Origin of the sequence: Lactobacillus sp. UCMA15818, from assembly GCF_030400225.1 — a bacterium.
Classification (GTDB): Bacteria; Bacillota; Bacilli; order Lactobacillales; family Lactobacillaceae; genus Liquorilactobacillus.
On sequence record NZ_VJYB01000001.1, the window covers coordinates 21,022 to 36,842 of the forward strand.

18 protein-coding genes are annotated in these 15,821 nt (G+C 33.3%); 12 read left to right on the forward strand and 6 right to left on the reverse strand.

Annotation, left to right across the window (positions count from 1 at the left end):
• The 3 genes from FFX44_RS00115 to FFX44_RS00125 all read right to left on the reverse strand — a co-directional run bounded on the left by FFX44_RS00115 (position 1) and on the right by FFX44_RS00125 (position 2,547).
• Positions 1-774 carry an ABC transporter permease gene (locus FFX44_RS00115; RefSeq protein WP_289976698.1) on the reverse strand — a complete coding sequence of 258 codons (774 nt, stop codon included), beginning with the start codon at positions 772-774 and terminating at the stop codon, positions 1-3.
• Positions 764-1,687, reverse strand: coding sequence for an ABC transporter ATP-binding protein (locus tag FFX44_RS00120; RefSeq protein ID WP_289976699.1), 924 nt, complete (start codon positions 1,685-1,687; stop codon positions 764-766). The genes FFX44_RS00115 and FFX44_RS00120 overlap by 11 nt, the downstream gene beginning before the upstream one ends.
• A gap of 218 nt (positions 1,688-1,905) precedes the next feature.
• Complete coding sequence (locus FFX44_RS00125; protein ID WP_289976701.1) at positions 1,906-2,547, reverse strand: HAD family hydrolase; 642 nt, start codon at positions 2,545-2,547, stop codon at positions 1,906-1,908.
• A 442-nt stretch (positions 2,548-2,989) separates the two neighbouring features.
• Between FFX44_RS00125 and FFX44_RS00130 the strand changes: the two genes are divergently transcribed.
• Complete coding sequence (locus tag FFX44_RS00130) at positions 2,990-4,195, forward strand: MFS transporter (protein ID WP_289976702.1); 1,206 nt, start codon at positions 2,990-2,992, stop codon at positions 4,193-4,195.
• Positions 4,196-4,516: 321 nt separating this feature from the next.
• Here the strand turns inward: FFX44_RS00130 and FFX44_RS00135 are convergent, their stop codons facing one another.
• A complete protein-coding gene (locus FFX44_RS00135) occupies positions 4,517-4,897 on the reverse strand; it encodes a Rid family detoxifying hydrolase (protein ID WP_289976703.1) in 381 nt (126 codons plus the stop codon).
• A 164-nt stretch (positions 4,898-5,061) separates the two neighbouring features.
• Here FFX44_RS00135 and FFX44_RS00140 point away from each other — a divergent pair, with 164 nt between their 5' ends.
• Entirely contained in the window at positions 5,062-5,931 is an 870-nt protein-coding gene (locus tag FFX44_RS00140) for a PhzF family phenazine biosynthesis protein (RefSeq protein WP_289976704.1), read from the forward strand.
• 186 nt (positions 5,932-6,117) lie between these two features.
• Positions 6,118-6,639: a GNAT family N-acetyltransferase gene (locus tag FFX44_RS00145; protein ID WP_289976705.1), complete on the forward strand. Its 522-nt coding sequence runs from the start codon at positions 6,118-6,120 to the stop codon at positions 6,637-6,639.
• Positions 6,640-6,729: 90 nt separating this feature from the next.
• Here FFX44_RS00145 and FFX44_RS00150 read toward each other — a convergent pair whose 3' ends face one another.
• A complete protein-coding gene (locus tag FFX44_RS00150; protein WP_289976706.1) occupies positions 6,730-7,254 on the reverse strand; it encodes a TetR-like C-terminal domain-containing protein in 525 nt (174 codons plus the stop codon).
• Positions 7,255-7,351: 97 nt separating this feature from the next.
• Between FFX44_RS00150 and FFX44_RS00155 the strand changes: the two genes are divergently transcribed.
• The 7 genes from FFX44_RS00155 to FFX44_RS00185 all read left to right on the forward strand — a co-directional run bounded on the left by FFX44_RS00155 (position 7,352) and on the right by FFX44_RS00185 (position 13,291).
• A complete protein-coding gene (locus tag FFX44_RS00155) occupies positions 7,352-9,049 on the forward strand; it encodes an MFS transporter (RefSeq protein WP_289976708.1) in 1,698 nt (565 codons plus the stop codon).
• Between the two features lie 81 nt (positions 9,050-9,130).
• On the forward strand, positions 9,131-9,766 hold the full coding sequence (locus tag FFX44_RS00160) for a Type 1 glutamine amidotransferase-like domain-containing protein (protein ID WP_289976709.1): 636 nt from the start codon (positions 9,131-9,133) through the stop codon (positions 9,764-9,766).
• 189 nt (positions 9,767-9,955) lie between these two features.
• Complete coding sequence (locus FFX44_RS00165) at positions 9,956-10,966, forward strand: HoxN/HupN/NixA family nickel/cobalt transporter (RefSeq protein WP_289976711.1); 1,011 nt, start codon at positions 9,956-9,958, stop codon at positions 10,964-10,966.
• Between the two features lie 307 nt (positions 10,967-11,273).
• Complete coding sequence (locus tag FFX44_RS00170) at positions 11,274-11,717, forward strand: GNAT family N-acetyltransferase (protein ID WP_289976713.1); 444 nt, start codon at positions 11,274-11,276, stop codon at positions 11,715-11,717.
• 25 nt (positions 11,718-11,742) lie between these two features.
• Complete coding sequence (locus FFX44_RS00175) at positions 11,743-12,264, forward strand: DUF523 domain-containing protein (RefSeq protein ID WP_289976714.1); 522 nt, start codon at positions 11,743-11,745, stop codon at positions 12,262-12,264.
• A gap of 109 nt (positions 12,265-12,373) precedes the next feature.
• Positions 12,374-12,838 carry a GNAT family protein gene (locus FFX44_RS00180; RefSeq protein WP_289976715.1) on the forward strand — a complete coding sequence of 155 codons (465 nt, stop codon included), beginning with the start codon at positions 12,374-12,376 and terminating at the stop codon, positions 12,836-12,838.
• A 114-nt stretch (positions 12,839-12,952) separates the two neighbouring features.
• Positions 12,953-13,291, forward strand: coding sequence for a metallophosphoesterase (locus FFX44_RS00185; protein WP_289976716.1), 339 nt, complete (start codon positions 12,953-12,955; stop codon positions 13,289-13,291).
• 8 nt (positions 13,292-13,299) lie between these two features.
• On the opposite strand, the gene FFX44_RS00190 is transcribed toward FFX44_RS00185, so the two are convergent.
• Complete coding sequence (locus tag FFX44_RS00190; RefSeq protein WP_289976717.1) at positions 13,300-14,202, reverse strand: GIY-YIG nuclease family protein; 903 nt, start codon at positions 14,200-14,202, stop codon at positions 13,300-13,302.
• 416 nt (positions 14,203-14,618) lie between these two features.
• On the opposite strand from FFX44_RS00190, the gene FFX44_RS00195 reads away from it, so the two are divergent.
• Together FFX44_RS00195 and FFX44_RS00200 are read left to right on the forward strand one after the other, a co-directional pair.
• Positions 14,619-15,221: a DUF1819 family protein gene (locus FFX44_RS00195; RefSeq protein ID WP_289976718.1), complete on the forward strand. Its 603-nt coding sequence runs from the start codon at positions 14,619-14,621 to the stop codon at positions 15,219-15,221.
• A gap of 3 nt (positions 15,222-15,224) precedes the next feature.
• Entirely contained in the window at positions 15,225-15,812 is a 588-nt protein-coding gene (locus tag FFX44_RS00200; RefSeq protein ID WP_289976720.1) for a DUF1788 domain-containing protein, read from the forward strand.
• Positions 15,813-15,821 lie beyond the last annotated feature (9 nt).

Genomic DNA, 15,821 nt, shown 5'->3' on the forward strand with positions numbered 1-15,821 from the left:
CTAATTATTTCCTTCTTTCAATGACCGAAAATGAAAACCAAATAATGATAATAAACAAAAGATGAGTGTCATAATCCATAAGATACTCAAGTCTTGAATAATTGTGATGAGTTTATCATGATCCAAACTGATTTTTTTAATAGCCAAAAGCCCCCAGTATGCAGGATCAATTCTAGCCAAAATCCTAGCCCAATGTGGAAATGTATTAACGGGTGAAAAGCTGCCACCCAACCCAGCCATTAAAATTCCTAGTAAATTAGAGAGAGAAAGTGCGATGGCAGAGGACTTTGACCAGCTGACAAGCATGATTCCAAAAAAAGTTAATGTTGCAGCAAATGAGATAATAATTATGACAAATGCAATCCAATCTCCACTAATATGAAATCTAAAGAGTAAACTGCTAATGAAAATTACTGCACCAAGTTGAAAAACTTGAATTAAATAAGCTACAATGGCTTTTCCGGTTATGATTTCAGCTAAAGAAGTTGCTGAAATTTGTTGTCGTTCCCATGTATTCCAGATAGTTTCATCAAAAAACATCTGAATTATTAACTGGATAGAAAAAAATGAAAAGAGAATTGCTAATCCTGGAACAACTTGTTCGGCACCATTTGCATGCAGGTATCCTGCAGCGACTAATTGTGCTTTTGCTGCTGGAAGCATAAAAGGAGCCATTATTAAGGGAACAAGGATCATAATAAATTGTACCGTAGGATCTGCAAATTGCAAACGACTATTTAGTTTTATCACTGCAGAAATTTGTTTAATTTTCATTTGAGTTTTCCTCTCCTAATAATGTTTGGTAAGCGGACTCTAAATCAGCTTTTATAATTTTGATATTTGTCAATTGTTTTTGATTAACACTGGGGTCGTTGAGTATCCTTTTTAAGGTCGTTACACATTGTGTATTATTCTTTAAGTGTGCTAACTTCAAATGATCATTTTCTTTTTTCCAGCCCTTTAAGGAAGGCAAAGGTTTTTCAAAGTATAGTTCTAATGATGGTCGTGCATAATCTTGGAGAATTTTTTCTAAATTTTCAGTAACTTGGATTTGACCATGATTAAGAAAAATGATTTTTGCATCAAGAGCTTCCATCTCTTGGAGATAGTGTGTGGTATAAATAATTGTGATACCTTGCTTACTTAACATTTTAATTGCATGGATAATTTGATTACGTGAATTAACATCTGCACCAACTGTTGGTTCGTCAAGGAAAATAATTTTTGCTTGATTCATCAGAGCGATAGCTGAATGGAGGCGTCTTTTTTGACCACCGCTCAAGTCTGCGGCTTTTTGTTTTTCTAAATCTTTTAAATTAAAGATTGATAGCACATATAGATACTTTTCTTCAATTTGGATAGGTAATAAACCATTGAGAGCTCCAAAGTTTTTTAAGTTCTGCTTAACCGTTAACTGCGGGTAAATACCTAATTCTTGTGGTGCAATTCCTAAATACTCTCTTAGCCGATGCTTACTTTTGAATAGTGGATTTTCTAATATTTCGACCTCGCCAGCATCAGGTGAAAGCAACCCAGTCATGATTTTAATTAATGTTGATTTTCCCGCACCATTTGGTCCTAGTAAGCCAATAATTTCTCCACACTCAACCTTCAAACTTATTTGATTTAAAATAAGATGCTTGTTAAAACTTTTAGAAACATGATTTAATTTAATTGCAGTTGTCATTATCTTCTCCTCAGTTTACTTTGTAATCTACGTTTACTTTGTAGCCTTAGTTTACATTGTAAACTAAAAAGAAAAAAATACAAGTATCAACTAAAAATTATTATGAGTGAAGAAAAACTGTATTCATAATTTTCATGTTAATACTCAAATTTTACCATTTACTAATAAGCTATATATATTTTAAGGATATTAAAACTATTAAAACAAGAATGATACTATTAAATCGCCAGCAGCTCTTCAGCCTTATTTAAAAGAAAATCAGGGTGCTCTTTCAACAGCCTATTAGAATCATGTGCTCCCCAAGTGACACCACAAGTATGAACACCGGCTGCTTTTCCCATCTGTAGATCAAAGATTGCGTCTCCAATCATAATACAATCATCAGTATCAAGATGATGTCTCTTAATTACCGCTAAAACACCATCAGGAGCTGGTTTAAAATGTTGAACCTGATCTGAACCAATAATATCTGTGAAATATTTTGCAATTTTTAAGTTTTCTAGATTTCGTAATAAGGCTATTGAATTTTTACTGGATATCACATAGAGAGATTTAGATCGTTGAGTTAAAATTTTCAAGGTTGGTAAAATACCGTTAAATAAGGTTATATTAGCTAATTCATTTTTTTTATAATATTCGCGAAAACAATCCATTAACTCTTCAAATTCTTGTCCATTAAAGGAGTGTTGAGGAGCCATTTTCTTAAAGGAAACTTCAATGGGTATTCCCATATAATAATTAACTAACTCAGCATCGGGAACGGTTAATGAGAACCTTTTAAAGGCTGCTTGAGTTGCTAAAATTCCAGTTTTCCCTGAATTGGCTAAAGTACCATCAAAATCAAACATATATGCTTGCACACAAATCACTCCTATATTTTTATTGAAAGAATTTTAGAAGACTTCGCTATATATTATTCTTCATGTTTATTGATTATACAGAAATTTGAAAAAGGTTACCAGCGGAACGATGAAATAATAGTTTAAAGTAGTAAGGGAGAGCTAGGTTAAAAATTAAGTTTGCTTGGCTTCTCTTTTTGTACTTTTCACATGTTAAAATGGATATAGTAAAGAAAGTGACGGATAAATATAAATAGAAACGGTGGGGTTAAAGTGAATCTCAATTCTTTAAAATACTTTGATTGTTTGTTCCAAGAATCTCATAATTTCTACAAATGAAGAGAAGGTACTATTCGAAGAATCAGAAAAAATATGATTTCGCAGTGACGTCTGATCCCGATAACTAGCAATAAGTTATTAGTATAATTGCCTTTCTAATTTTTTTAATGTATAGTTAAAAACTATGATAAATAATTCAAAAAAAACATATTTTCCACTTATGTTCAGTCCATTTGCGTCTCAATTAGGCTCTGCTATTTATGTTTTGGGCCTCAACTGGCTAATTGTTCGAGCAACTGGGAATACTAAATTATTAGGTTTGATAGAAGGATTAGGAGGTTTAGCATTTTTTCTAGGAGATTTTTTAGTCGGAGTGTTAGTTGACCAGTGCAATCGTAAAAAGGTTTTAATATGGACTGATATCGTCTCAACATTAATATGTTTTGTTGGTGGTTTTTACGTGAATAACCAGCAACCACAAATTTGGTTGTTAATTATAATTACTTTTATTCTGAATTTAATGATTGCCTTAAATTATCCTGCCGCAAAAGCCATTACACCTGAGATAGTTAAGAAGAATCAGCTGCAGAAATTCAATGCTATTTCGAATACATTTTTTAATATGGCAAATGTAGGTGCACCACTCATAGGTGGAGCTTTACTGGCAATTAAAGGTATTGATTTCAGTGAGTTTTTGATAATTAATGCACTGTCCTATATTGTGGCGCTGTGCATGAACCTTCTAATTCCATATAAAAAAAGACAAGCTGCTAAGGATAATAAGAAAGAATCAGTTTTTGCAAGTACTTTAATTGGATTCAAATATGTAAAAAATCACCCAAATTTATTAATGTATATGTTGGCTATGGGAATCTTTAATTTTTGTTATGCTGGCTTTTTATTGGCTGCACCTTACATTGCAAATCATTTTTTTGAAGGGGAAGCAACAAACTATAGTGTATTTCTAACAGTCTCTGCTATTGGGGGATTACTAGGTGGTTTATGGTTGACTTTCCAGAAAAGTGAAATACAGCCGCAAAGAATATACTGTGAGCAACTATTTTATGGTGTTGTACTGATTGGCTGTGGGATGTTTCTTTCATTGTCTACTTGGTTACTAATTGCCTTAGTCTTTGGTATTTTTCAAGCAAGATTTTTTGGAAGCATTACTACTTTTATTCAAGATGAAACAGACGTTGCTTTTTTAGGCAGAATATTCGGTTTAACTTTTCTGTTTTTCGATGGTGTTCAACCTCTTGGTGATTTTGTTTTTGGCTTTTTTGTTAGTAGTTGGAAACAGTGGACATATGTGATTTTAGGTGTGTTATTGGTTATCTTTTTCTCATGTTTGTTATTTTTAAATAAGGAGAAAGGCAACATGGTAAAATAACGCGGTCGTAATTCTAGAATTTAAGGCATTACTAAAAATATACCCCATAAAATATACCCCATAAAATATTTTTATCTGTAACTAAAATAGGACCGTGCCATAAGTCGGGGAAATTTGAGTACTAACTCGAAATTACGAACATAGCGAGTACTTTGCTATGTTCCTAATTTGAAGTAGATGGAGAATTTTGACTTATGAAACACATTTATACGTAATAATTGGAGGGGCTGGTCAAGGTTAAATTTGACCAGCTCCTTTCAAAAATTATTAATCCATAATTAAATCTTATTATTATTATTCATAAAGATTTTAAATTGCTACCTATTCTTTAATTTTGCTTATTGATACTACCTCAATTTCACATAATATCCCCATTGGAAGATCCTTAACTGCAAAACAGCTACGCGCGGGTTTAGAGATAAAATACTGTCCGTAAACCTCATTAAAGTCATTAAAATTTTTAATATCGCTTAAAAAACATGTAGTCTTCAAGACTTGGTCAAAACTACTTTGACCAGCTTTCAAAACAGCCGCAATATTTTGACAAGCTAGTTCAGTTTGAGCTTTGATACCAGAAGGAACTTTGTTAGTATCTGGGGAAAGGGGACCTTGACCCGAGCAATATAGGATTCCTTGATGTGCAATTGCTTGAGAATATGGTCCAATTGCTTGGGGAGCTTGACTTGTTTCAATAATCTTCATGTCTAAAAGCCTCTTTCTTAATTAAATTATTATGAACAGTATCTCCTTTGCAGTGGTGCCTATTTCTGCTATATTAAAGGCAAGTATATACTATAAACAAATGTTGTTCAAGAATACTAAAGTACTGCTGGATATTCAGTAGTCTAAGCAAGGGAGATAGTAATATGACAGCGCCATTTTTAATACCTTTTAAACAAATAGATGTTTTTACACAAGGTTCTTTTATGGGAAACCCAGTCGCAGTTGTGTTGGATGGTAATTCTTTGACAACTACGCAAATGCAAAAAATTGCCAACTGGATTCATTTATCAGAAACGACATTTGTTTGTAAAGCAGAAAATAAAACTGCTGATTATCGTTTACGAATATTTTCGCCACAACATGAATTACCTTTTGCAGGACATCCTACAATTGGCTCGGCTTATGCTGTTTTAAAATCTGGTCTAAGTCCAAAACATGATAATTATCTTGTTCAAGAATGTGGTAGTGGACTGGTTAAAATCTATCTGTCCAAAAACCAATTGTTTCTTACCTTGCCTGAAGCTAAGAAAGAGAAAATTTCACATAATATAATAATTAAAATTAGCCAAGCATTAGGTATTTCGGTAAGTGATATTCAGTATGGAGAAAAGATTGATGTAGGAGTGATTTGGTATACGTTGCAATTAAAAAATGCTGAACAGGTATTAAAAATCAAACCTGATATGAAAAATTTAGCAAATATTACTAATGAATCAGCATCTGGGGTCACAATCTTCGGTGAATATCCACAAAGTAACAAAGAGCGTTTTGAAGTACGTTCGTTTGCTCCAAGTGAAGGTGCTGATGAAGATCCTGTTTGTGGTAGTGGTAATGGTTGTGTAGCAGTTTCAGTTAGAGACCGCAAATTACTGGGTAATAGAACTGAATATGTAGCTAGTCAAGGAACTTGCCTAGGGCGAAAAGGGCAGGTATATGTAAAAATCCCCCAAACTGGTCAAATCCTTGTTGGCGGTTATGCGACTACATGCATTGAAGGGAATATTCAAGTTTGATGAACAACTGAATAGTTAAAAATGCAGCAATTAATATTTTTGGAGTATCGCTACAAATAGTTCTAAAAAGACTTGTTTCAACGAAGTAGACTGAAGGGAATTAAATTATTTACTTCTAAAAATGTTATTAATGAGTGGAATGAAGTAAAAAAAGGCGTAAGCGAGTATATTAAGGCGGTCATTTTAATGGTAACTAATTTAACACCAGTAAAAAGCAGCGATATTAATACTTTGAGACAAATTAGTATTGAAACTTTTTCAGACACTTTCGGGGCTGAGAATTCAAAAGAAGACTTAGAAAAATATTTAGAATCTGCTTATGAGCCACAGAAACTAGGAAAAGAAGTTGAGAACCATGAAAGTAATTTTCAGTTCATTTACTATCAAAATCAGCTAGCGGGTTATCTCAAATTAAATATTGGTAGTGCACAATCGGAATTACAAAGCGATGATGGGTTAGAAGTCGAGCAAATTTATATTAAAAAAGAATTCAAACGTTTAGGATTAGGAAAACAATTAATCTCATATGCCATTGATGAAGCCAAGAAAATGCATAAGAAATACATCTGGTTAGGCGTTTGGGAACACAATGAGGGTGCGATAATATTCTATCAGAAACAAGGTTTTGTTGAGTTTAGTGAACATATTTTTGATTTAGGCGGCGATGAACAACGCGACATTCTGATGAAGAAATCAATAATAGAGTAATATAAAAAATCGATGTAGTATAGCCAACAGAGAAGCTAGAACAAAAGCTAAATTTTGATCTGGTTTTTTTATTGCCCTCTTTGTATTTTTTTAAAAAATATTATTGAGAATCTTCCCCATTTCGGCTGGTGTTTCTTTCATTCCTCCACTTATCCACTGAATTTGAATGGAAATTACTGCACCAGCTATAAATGAAGCGAAATACTGATTTCGTTGTCTTTTATTTGAAGGATTGATGATTTTTTGTTCTAGAAGAAAGAGGTATACAGTACGAAAAGTTTTAATTAAAGTATTTGTTAGGCCAGCATTAATAAGTAGTGCGGTTTCAGTTGATTGTCGCTGCATTAATTGAAAGTATGCAGTCATAAGCTGTGCAAAATCCATACGTGCAGCATGTGGTAAAATCCGCAAGTAGGATTTAATAGCCATTTCCTGATGACGCGCTATGATTTCTTGCATAGACTTATAGTTTCGATAATAATAAGTACGCGAGACTCCTGCATTGCGACACAAAGTTGAAACAGTGATGTCGCTAAGAGGGTAATCAGCTAGAAGTGATAAAAGTGCTTTGTATATTCGATTAAGCTTTAAATGCTTTATTTCCTGGGGTGACATAGTTTACAAGTTTCCGCCTTTCTGTAACCTAATTATTTACTTATAATATATCATTACTTACACTTACTGCATAACTTTATAGTAAGGGGTAATTATTTTGAAGAAGAAACAAATTATTATTTTAGTAACAATGGCTCTAGGAATTTTTCTTTGTATGCTTGATACAACAGTAATGAATATTGCTCTACCAGCAATTCAAACAGGACTTCACACAGATCTTAATACACTTCAGTGGGCACTAAATGTCTACACAATTACATTTGCGGCACTTACTATTCCATTGGGTAGAATTGGTGATCAGGTGGGCCGGCATAAAGTCTATGTTCTTGGGTTAATCCTATTTTTTATTGGATCACTGCTATCTGCTTCGAGTTCAACAATAGCTTTGTTAATTGCAGGACGTGAAATTCAAAGTATTGGTGCTGCCATCATTTTTCCAGCCAGTATGACGATTGGCATTAATTCGGTTGAATTAAGCAAAAGAAATCAGGCAGTTGTGATTTTAGGGATTACACAAGGGCTTGCAACAGCTTTTGGGCCAACAATTGGTGGACTGATTACCCAGTTCTGGGGATGGAGAGGAATCTTCTATATTAATATTCCATTGGTATTGTTAGCGATTGTTATGTGTTTACTCTTGTTGCCATTGCGCAAGGAAAAAATTGTGCGAGCTAGATTAGATGTTACTGGGATGCTGCTGGCAATTTTAACGTTGTTTTCACTGACGCTTGCACTTGTCCAAGGAAGTACTTGGGGATGGACTAGTGATAAAATTCTTTGCTTATTTAGTGGATTTGTTGTATCACTCAGCTTGTTCATCTGGCGTGAGTCTAGGACTTCGGACCCAATGATTCGTCTGGATTTATTTAAGTATCGCCATTTCACAGGTGCAGTAGTTGTGACAGTTCTTTCTGGGATATTCTTTGTTGGAATGATGGTGCTGATGCCAAGTTTTTTTACCAAAGTTCAAGGTCATACTGAGTTAACAGCTGCTTTAATGATTACCCCCGCTTCAATAATGGTGTTTCTATTATCTCCAATTAGCGGATTACTGCTAAAAAAAGTAGGCAGCCGTTTGTTAATTGCGACAGGTCTTTTTTTCCTAGCAGCTGGTTATGTAGGAATCTCAATCATGAATCCAGATCTCTATTGGCAATTTGCAATCTCTTGCGTTCTGATTGGCGCGGGCTATGGTATAATTATCGGTCCAATTACGGTTTTGAGTGCTGGTGATTTTACGGGTGAACTACTTACGGCATCGCAAAGTGTAACAGGAGTTTTTAGGCAGATTGGGACAGTGCTTGCTGTTGCTATTTTTGTTTCTGCACTCTCAACTAATTTAGGTACTGCAAAGGCTCAAGTGTGGACAACAGCACAAAATGAAATTAAGAAAGTATCTGTTAGTCAGGCAGAAAAGAAACAAATATTGCAAACAACACATAAGAACTTATACAGTGGAACAACTACAACAGGTAGTCCTGCTGTTAACTCCCATGAAGAGTCAAAAATAATTGAATCCGAAACAAGACAATATCTAGTAAATCATAATGGAACTCAGTGGCCAGATTCCGTTAAGAAGAAAGTCCAAATAAAAATCACTGAAATTGTAAAAGAAAAGGTTAAGAAAATTAATCGTCAGGTTGCTAATTATCATGAAAACATCACAAAAATTGTTAAACAGAAGATGACATGGGCATTTATCAAACCATATCAGGTTGCAATGCCATTCGCATGGCTACTATTATCCACCGTGTTTATATTTGAAAAAAATAAACGGAAACCTAAGAACATTTAAAAACTAATTCTGAAATTAGAGTCTATAATATAGTACAATTAACAAATATCTGTTTTTGTACAAAGCAAAAGGAGCGTAAAGATGAACAATATTTTACTTTCTTCACGGGCATTTATAAATAAAGGAATCACGCAAAGCTTTATTAGTTTACTAGGAAATATAGATTTTGAGGCTGACCAGATAGTAATCATTGTTAATTCAGTCAAGGAGGGAAAGAATCATCCTAAAATGATGGAATTACAGCAAACGGTCCAAGCATTAGGATTTGAAAATGTTATCTTATTTGATGCTTTATCGGATAAGTCAGTCATGCTTGAAACTGCCAAGGCAATTATTTTAAATGGCGGTTATGAATTTTTATTATTGGACAATCTAAGAAAAGCCGGAATCATCGGTATCTTGCGGGACCTGGCTGCAAAGGATACACCTTTCTATGGAATAAGTGCAGGTGCAATCGTTTTAGGTCCAGATCTTGATCTATATGATGAGCTTTACCCAGAAGATAATTTTAATAACGATGTAGATATGACTTCCATTAATGCAACTAGTTTTAGAATCTATCCGCATTATGATGTGCATTTGAAGTTAGACCGTCATCTAAACAGTACCATAAATGATTTTGAGGAAAAGACTAAGAAAACAATCACCAGATTGACCAACGAGCAGGGAATTTTGATCAAGAATAATAAGAGTATCCTAATAGATCCAGCTAGGTAGCAACTTTTTTGTAGTCAGATAACCTAAAATCTCATATTTTTTAAATTATTATGAATAGAAAGCTGTAGCAAGTGATACATTGTATATTATCAAATGATAAGTTCTTTTAATTATGCTATAAGGTAAAGTTGAAGCCGTCGAATCTCTATATAATTTTTAGTGAGAAATTCAGATGGGGGATTAATTATTTTGAAGAAAAAAATTATTTATGGTTCTACACCATATTACTTGGCGAGCTTAGGGTTACACTTAATAGGTATTGCATTATTATTCATGGCAGCAGCAAAGCACCCCAGCTTTTGGGGATTAGGATTATTAGCGTATTCATTGGGATTAAGGCATGCTTTCGATGCAGATCATATTGCCGCGATTGATAATACAGTGCGTAAGTTGATTCAACAAGATAAAAAATCTTACGGAGTAGGTTTTTATTTTTCTTTGGGACATTCGACAGTTGTTTTCCTAATGGCAATCTTGGTAAGTATCTCAGTTAAATGGGCTAAATTAAAATTACCCTTTTTAGAAATTGTAGGTGGAAGAATTGGTTCACTCGTTTCAGGCAGTTTCTTAATTGCAATAGCAGCCTTTAACTTTTTAGTACTTATCAGTCTTTATCGTTCGTTGAAATCTATGAAGGACGGCTCAGTTGACGAAGATATTTTGAATAATATTCTAATGTCACGTGGCTTTTTAGCTAGAATTTTTAAAACATTTTTTAAATGCATAAATCATTCATGGCAAATGTATCCAATCGGATTTTTATTTGGACTAGGATTTGATACAGCGACCGAAATTGCATTGATTGCTCTTTCTGCAAGTACTGCTCAGTCAGGAATACCTACACTTGGTATTATTGCATTGCCGGTTTTGTTTGCATCTGGAATGAATCTAATGGACACGACGGATTCCGTGATGATGTCAGGTGCTTATACATGGGCTTTCGATACTCCTGTCAGGAAAGCATATTATAATTTAACCGTAACTACAATTTCTGTAATTGCAGCATTTCTCATTGGTGCGATTGAATTAATCCAAGTTGCTACAAGTATGGTGCATGCTCAAGGCAGAATTTGGTCATGGATACAGAATATAGATTTTAGTTGGCTGGGATATGGATTAGTTCTTGCATTCTTGGCTATGTGGTTAATTGCTTATGCAATCTGGAGGTTTTTCATTAAGAAAAGAGAAACAACAATTTAAGAAACAGTAATGAGGGTATGACACAAGTCGGGAAAATTTGAATACTAACTTAAAACTGCGAACATCGCAGGCACTTTGCTACGAGTAGTTCGAAGTTGGACGGGTAATGTTAATTTGTGGAACATATTTATACAGAATAAAAAAGAGATAGAGTCAAAAATTAACTTTTGGCACAATCTTTTTTTTATTTCAAAAATATGATATATGATGTGGAGATAGTCTAGTAATTTAAACTATCCCTTGTTCTAATAGAGTGAAAAATATATAATTCAGTTAAACTATTAACAGTTACGAAAGGGTAATTCATATGGGAAAAGTTATGAAATTGGACCAGGTTCAAATTCGAAAAATGACGATTAATGATTATGATGCTGCGTACACTCTTTGGAAAAAGCTATCAGGAATGAATTTACGAGAAGAAGATGATAATCTTGTAGAAATCAGTCGTTTATTGAAATTTAATCCAGAGCTTTGCTATGTTGCTTTTTTCAACCAAAAGTTAATTGGAACAATTATGGGCGCGACTGACGGAAGAAGAGGTAAGATTTATCATTTGGCAATAGACAAAGATTATAGAGGATTAAAACTTGCTCAGAGATTCTTAAACCTTGTATCAACGGAGTTACAAAAAATTGGAATTCGAAAAATATCAATTTGTGTTATGAAAGATAATGAACTTGGGAAAAAATTTTGGAATCATGTAGGTTATCAAAGGCGCACAGATATTGATTATCTTGATCGAATATTATAGTAATGGTCAAAAAATGTAGAAGGGAATGAAAGCAGTATTGATATTAATTAGTTCATGCTTGGCGGGATACAAGGTCCGTTATGATGGCTCTGCTGCTACAAATAAATTAGCAGTTTGGTTGGTTACACATGGTCAAGCAATAACAATGTGTCCTGAAATTATGGCTGGGTTTGATATTCCACGGTTATCTGCAGAAATCGTTGGAGGCACAGCTCGTGAAGTTCTTGCAGGTCAAGCAACAGTGAAGGAAATAGATGGTAACAATGTGACAGATAAATATATTTTTGGTGCAGCTTTAGTCTTAAAAATAGCTAATGAAAATCATGTATCTGCTGCATTCCTTAAGGATGGTAGTCCTTCATGTGGGAATTGCCGAGTCTATGATGGTACATTCAAAGGTAAAAAGGTTTCGGGAAAAGGAATCACTGCCGAAGTTTTGGCAAAAAATAGTATTAAGACATTTTCCGACACTGAACTTTCTGTAGCGAATGTGATGCCGTATTTAGATGATGAAGCTAAAAGAAATTTGAGGAGTACAATATTATGAAATTAAATTTTTTCCAAATGAAATAGGAAAAACTAAATCATTATTTTTAAAAGTTATAAATACATAAGTTTAATCCAAAATTTATTTGATAGTTCTTGGAGATGAAAAAATGAAATTAGTTGAATACAATGATACATACAAAAGTCAATTGAAATCTTATAAGGTAGGAGATGATACATACACTGGGTTACCGCAAGACGCAATAATTATTTCTCAAAAAAATAAGAATTATCATTCAATCCTATTAATTAATGATTTAAATGAAATTAGTACGTTCTTTGTGTTAGATTATGGTGAAGACAAGTTTAAATATACGACCACTACAAAAAGTGTTCTATTACGAAATTTTTCAACTAATGAAGCTTTTTTAAGAAGAGGGCATGCATTAAAAGCTCTACAGTTATTACCAAATTACATCCATAAGAATTATCCTGCAGTGAAAAAAATTGTTTTAGGTGTAAATGAAAAAAATTTGGCTGCTCAAAATCTTTATGAAAAAGCAGCATTTGTAAAAGAATCCCAAACCTACATCGGAAAAAAGGGGAAACAATTTATTTTCAGTAAAGAAATATAGAAACTAACCTATGAGGTAACTAAATATGTACTTGAAAATGGAACAAATACTACATTGGTTAATTGAATAAAAAATTACGTTTCTTAGCTAAAATAAAGGAGTTACCATTTCATCATGACAAAAATTGCAATTTTTTCAGATATTCATGGGAATTTAAGTGCATTAAACGCATTTTATGAAGATGCTAAAAAAGAAAATGTAGATGATTATTGGTTTTTAGGCGATATTTTTGGACCAGGTCCTGATGTTCAAGAAGTATGGAACAAACTTCTGAGGATCAATCCTAGTGTAAGAATTAGAGGTAATTGGGAAGATTTTCTTATTAACGCATTCTTAAAAAAGGGTGATTTATCTGATTCAATTAAAACCATTGAAAATTATGTTATTGATTGTCTAGATAATCCTGCAGATGTTTGCAAAGTTGTTGAGGAATGGCCTTTACATTTATTCTAGTATGTAAACTAAGTGGGTAATTTCTCAGCTTCAAGTTGATTAATGGATTTTCCATGTACATCTTTCCATTCCTTCCTCCCATTTACTGATGATCCCGTAATAAAAGAGGCCGCTGCTGATGGACTAGTAAAAAGTATATCTTCTAGTAGAATGAAATTTTCATCATAATGATGTTTAGCAAGTTCTCTATTTTTTAGTGTTGCTCTACTAGCTGATTTTGAAATTTTTTCTTTTAGCTTACTTCCTTTAAGTACAACAAATCCTTCACTTGTTTGTTTTCCTTTGGCAATAACTTTTTGTTCAGTATGTGTTTTAATTCTTAGGGTAAGAATTGGCTCATTATCAAGCAATTGTTCAGTAGTACCGGATGTAGGTTCATTAATTATGGGTTCGAAAATACTATATCCTAATGCACCAATTACTATTTTTGTATAATCAATAAATTCTTCTAATTCAGATTCCTTTTCTTCAGTGACATTTCCAAGAGTTGGTTCATTTGCATTTTTTACGATATATCTCTTACTTTCAGTTGCTAATTTTGTATATTTATTTTCGAGATAGCTAATTTCTGTTGGACCAAAAATATTATTCGAGGTAGTAAACACAACAGCTTCAGTCCAATAATCTTTGTCCGGATTACGTTTGTGCTCCTGAAGTCTATGCAAAATTCCTTCTCCATTTTTTCTCACTCCTGCTTGTCCTATGTACACAATATTTTCTTGTGTTTCATCGGAAGTACTAAATAAAAAATAAACCCCAGTTTGTTTTAGAGCTCCAATCTTTTTTGCTTGTTCTAAGGTGGTCCTTGGAATTTTATATGCTACTCCTGTCCAGTTAGCTAACGAGCATTTAATACGCCCTTTTGGTGTGCCATCTATTAAATATAACTGAATTGTTTTGCCTCTCGCCATTTAATCAACAACCTTTCTCAATTACGTCGAATATCTCAGCTTTTATTATATCATTTTATATGTAATCTATACCTTTTCAACCACAAAAATTTATCCTCATTAGTTCAAGATACAGGTAAGTATGAATATAAGAGTAAAAATTACATATTTATTTTAAAAACAGTAACATTGGTATAAGGGTATAGTTTTTTTGTAATGTGCTATATATGATTTCTATTATCCAGTGATATAATAAAAATAATATATGGACATCTTGTTTGATAAAAAAAGAATGTCTCAAAAAAGAATTGAGTGTACCTTTAACTAATATTTATTTAATTATAAGTACTTTGCTTAATTGGAATTTTGTGTTATTAGAGTAACATTAAGTTAAATAAAATTAAGCCTGATCCAATTATTGAAGGAGAATAGTCAGCATGACGGAGAAAAAGTACAGTGCAGGATTAGTTTCACAACGATTTTGGTTTTATGAAACTAAGCAATATATTGAAATGCTAAATGAAGGTAAAACTGATATAGAGATTAAACAACTTAGTGAGGAAGTAAATATATTTGGAGCACCCAGTGCAAGTCGTGCAAAAGAGACCTACAGAACAGCACGGCGTCGAATAAATGCTTTAGGAAATGAAATGCAAGGGTTGTTTCCTAAATTAAACCTGGACAATCAAAAAATTACTACTTTGATATCAGTTCTTTTGTTAAATGATTTAATGCTGGAATTTATGTTTGAAGTCTATCAAGGTCAACTTCAAAAAGGAATCTTGCAATTGCCATCAACTGACTACAAAGCTTTTTTTTCTGAGAAGCAAAGAACCAATATAATTGTTTCCAGATGGAAGCCATATACTTACCATCGTTTGGCAAGTACATATCGAAATTTTTTACTTGAATCGGGTTTGATTCGGGAGACTAAAGGTGTTGATATCATAACGCCAAAAGTTTTAGATTCCCATGTTTTAAAATGGTTGCAATCTATTAATCGCTTAGATATTAGAAAAGCAATAACTGGGGGAGTATAGTAAATGAAAAAAACGATAGAAGAGCGGTTCAAGGCCCTTGATCAAACAATTAAGTCAGAAGACTTTCTAACAAATCGCGGATTGGGAAATGAGGTTGGGTACTATATTTTTGATTACGATCCAAAAGATGAGCTGTTGGTGCGTGAACATGTTGATTATTTAGAGAACCAAAATTCGTCAGTAGTCGATGGTTTTACTCTCCAAGTGTTTAATCTTTACAAAATTATGATGGAATTACTAGAGTCAAAAAAATATCTTAATATTATTTCTCAATGGGAAAAAAAACACGATATTATGTTTGTGGCGACACGCATTAATCGTTTACTTAAGATGGAAGAATTTGATGACAGTGAGATGTATTTCACGGATTATATTATGCATCGTGTAGAAAGTAACTCAGTTGTAATTTTGACCGGTATAGGTGAGATATATCCGCTAGTTCGGGCACATTCAATATTGAATAAAATGCATTTAGTTTACACAAAACGCCCGGTTATAATGATGTATCCGGGGGAATATGACCGTTTGCGCTTAACCATATTAGATACAAATCGTGACGCTAATTACTATAGAGCTTTTAGAATTAATTAGGAGAGTAAA